Genomic DNA, 2764 nt, shown 5'->3' with positions numbered 1-2764 from the left:
GTGTTCGACGCCCTGGCTCGGGAGCAGATCAGCGATGTGACGCTGTTGGCGCAGAAGGCGGCGGCGGGGTCGGTGCGGTTCGCGGTGCCGGGTGGGAAGGCGGCGTTGGCGGCGCGGCGGGCGGCCCGTAGGGCGGTGGCGGCCGGTATCCGGCAGGTGGACCGGCGTCGCGCGGAGCGGGATCGGCTGATCAGGCGGTACGGGGATCCGGCGCAGCGGCCGTGGATTTATCTGATTGTGGCGACCGGGGACATCTACGAGGACATTCCGCAGGCGCAGGCGGCTGCTCGGGCGGGGGCGGACGTGATCGCGGTGATCCGTTCGACGGGGCAGTCGTTGCTGGATTACGTGCCGGAGGGTGCCACGAGGGAGGGTTTCGCGGGCACGTATGCCACGCAGGAGAACTTCCGGTTGATGCGGGCGGCGTTGGACTCCTCGTCGCGGGAGTTGGGGCGGTATGTGCGGCTGACCAATTACGCGTCGGGTCTGTGTATGCCGGAGATGGCGACGCTGGCTGGCCTGGAGCGGTTGGACATGATGCTCAACGATTCGATGTACGGGATTTTGTTCCGGGACATCAATCCGATCCGTACGTTCGTCGATCAGCGGTTTTCGCGGCAGGTGCACGCGCGGGCGGGGATCATCATCAACACCGGTGAGGACAACTACCTGACCACGGCGGATGCGGTGGACGAGGCGCACACGGTGACGGTGTCGCAGTTGTTGAACGAGTTTTTCGCGCATGAGGCGGGGTTGGCGGACTGGCAGTTGGGGTTGGGGCACGCGTTCGAGATCAACCCGGATCTGCCGGAGTCGTTGCGGTTGGAGTTGGCGCATGCGTTGCTGGCTCGGGAGTTGTTTCCCGATGCGCCGTTGAAGTGGATGCCGCCGACGAAGCACATGACCGGGGACGTGTTCCGGGGGAACCTGCTCGACGGGTTCTTCAATCTGGTGGGTGCCATGACGGGGCAGGGGATCCTGCTGGTGGGGATGATGACCGAGGCGGTGGTGACGCCGTGGTTGTCGGATCGGGACATCGCTCTGCAGAACGTCCGGTACGTGTTGGGTGCGGCGGGTGGGTTGCACGAGGATTTTGTGCCGGCGCCGGGTGGGTTCATCCAGCAGCGTGCGCATCGGGTGTTGGCTGAGGCGGTGGACCTGCTGGAGCGGATCGGTGGGCAGTCGTTGTTGACGGCGATCGCCGAGGGCACCTTCGGGATCATGAAGCGGCCCGCGGACCGGGGCAAGGGTCTGGACGGGGTGGCGCGGCACGAGGCCGGCTACTACAACCCGGCCACGGAGATCCTGGAGGGGTCGGCGTGACGGAGAAGCGGATCGTCCGGCCGTACGGGGACACCACCGGTGACGGCATGGTGCAGGTGTCGTTCACGTTGCCGGTGCCGCACGACAAGCGGGCCGAGGGCGCGGCGGTGCAGTTGGCGAACAGGATGGGCATCGACCCGGCGATGCTGGTGCACGCCAAGCCGATGAGCGACGGGTTCACCTTCTTCGTGGTGTACGGGCGGGTGAACCATCTGGTGGACCTGTCGGCGGTGCAGGTGGTGGAGCGGGACTTCCCGCTGCTGAGCGCCAAGGAGGTCAACGCGGTGGTGAAGCAGCGGCTGCGGCGCAAGCTGTCGGTGGTGGGGGCGTGTATCGGTACGGACGCGCACACGGTGGGCATCGACGCGATCCTCAATGTCAAGGGCATCGCGGGGGAGAAGGGCCTGGAGTACTACCGGGAGCTGAAGGTCACCAATCTGGGTGCGCAGGTGAGCGTGCCGGAGTTGGTGGAGGCGGCGCGGCGGGAGAAGGCCGACGCGGTGCTGGTGTCGCAGGTGGTGACGCAACGCGACGCGCACCTGCACAACACGCGGGAGATGTCCGCGGCGTTCCGGGAGGCGATGCCGGCGGGGCGTCGGCCGTTGCTGATCGTGGGTGGGCCGCGGTTCGACGAGACGATGACCGGGGAGCTGGGTGTGGATCGGATTTTCGGCCGGGGCACCACCCCGGGTGAGGTGGCCAGTTATCTGGTGCACGCGTTGATCACGACCAGGAAGGTGAGGGTGTGAGCGATCCACGGCTCGGGTTGACGGTGACGCACCGCCGGTATGTGCCGTACTCGCATGCGCATTACGCGGGGAACCTGGTGGACGGGGCGTACGCGTTGGGGTTGTTCGGGGACGTGGCGACGGAGGTGTGTATCCGCACCGACGGCGACGAGGGGTTGTTCGCGTCGTACGCGGATGTGCAGTTCCGGGCGCCGATGAGGGCTGGGGACGTGCTGGAGGTGACGGCGACGGTGACCCGGGTGGGTGTCCGCAGCCGTACCGTCGATTTCGTGGCGCGGGTGGTGTGCCGGGGTCGTCCCGATCGGGGTGAGTCGGCCGCCGAGGTGTTGGCCGAGCCGATCGTGGCGGTGACGGCGACCGGCACGGTGGTCGTGCCCGCGGCGGCGTGAACGTCGCGGTCTGCGCCGACGTCGGTTCCACGTACACGAAGGTGGCGGTGGTGGATCTCGACGGTGGTGGCCTGGTCGCGGCGGAGGCCGTGCCGACCACGGTGCGCAGCGACGTGCTGCACGGCCTGGACGCGGCGGTGGCCGCGGCGACGGCCGGGCTGCCGGTGGCCGGCGCGCCGTGGTACGTGTGCTCGTCGGCCGGGGGTGGGTTGCGGCTGGCTGTCGTCGGCTACGAGCACCTGGTGACCGCGCAGGCGGGTCGGCGGGTGGGGTTGTCGGCGGGAGCGAACGTGGTGCACGTGG

Annotated in this window: 4 protein-coding genes; all 4 read left to right on the top strand. The window is 68.5% G+C overall.

Going from position 1 to position 2764, the window contains the following annotated elements; genetic code table 11:
- Nucleotides 1–1323: lysine 5,6-aminomutase subunit alpha TIM-barrel domain-containing protein (locus E1182_RS30105; protein WP_132271122.1), on the top strand; the 1323-nt coding region annotated here is incomplete at its 5' end.
- Nucleotides 1320–2072 carry an OAM dimerization domain-containing protein gene (locus E1182_RS30100; protein WP_132271121.1) on the top strand — a complete coding sequence of 251 codons (753 nt, stop codon included), beginning with the start codon at nt 1320–1322 and terminating at the stop codon, nt 2070–2072. The genes E1182_RS30105 and E1182_RS30100, both read left to right, overlap by 4 nt.
- A complete protein-coding gene (locus tag E1182_RS30095) occupies nt 2069–2461 on the top strand; it encodes a hotdog domain-containing protein (protein WP_132271120.1) in 393 nt (130 codons plus the stop codon). The genes E1182_RS30100 and E1182_RS30095 overlap by 4 nt, the downstream gene beginning before the upstream one ends.
- Nucleotides 2458–2764, top strand: a 307-nt coding sequence (locus E1182_RS30090) for a glutamate mutase L (RefSeq protein WP_207921581.1), incomplete at its 3' end; no start/stop codon positions are given. The genes E1182_RS30095 and E1182_RS30090, both read left to right, overlap by 4 nt.

Origin of the sequence: Micromonospora sp. KC721, from assembly GCF_004348355.1 — a bacterium.
Classification (GTDB): Bacteria; Actinomycetota; Actinomycetes; order Mycobacteriales; family Micromonosporaceae; genus Micromonospora.
This window is presented reverse-complemented; position numbering and strand designations above follow the sequence as displayed.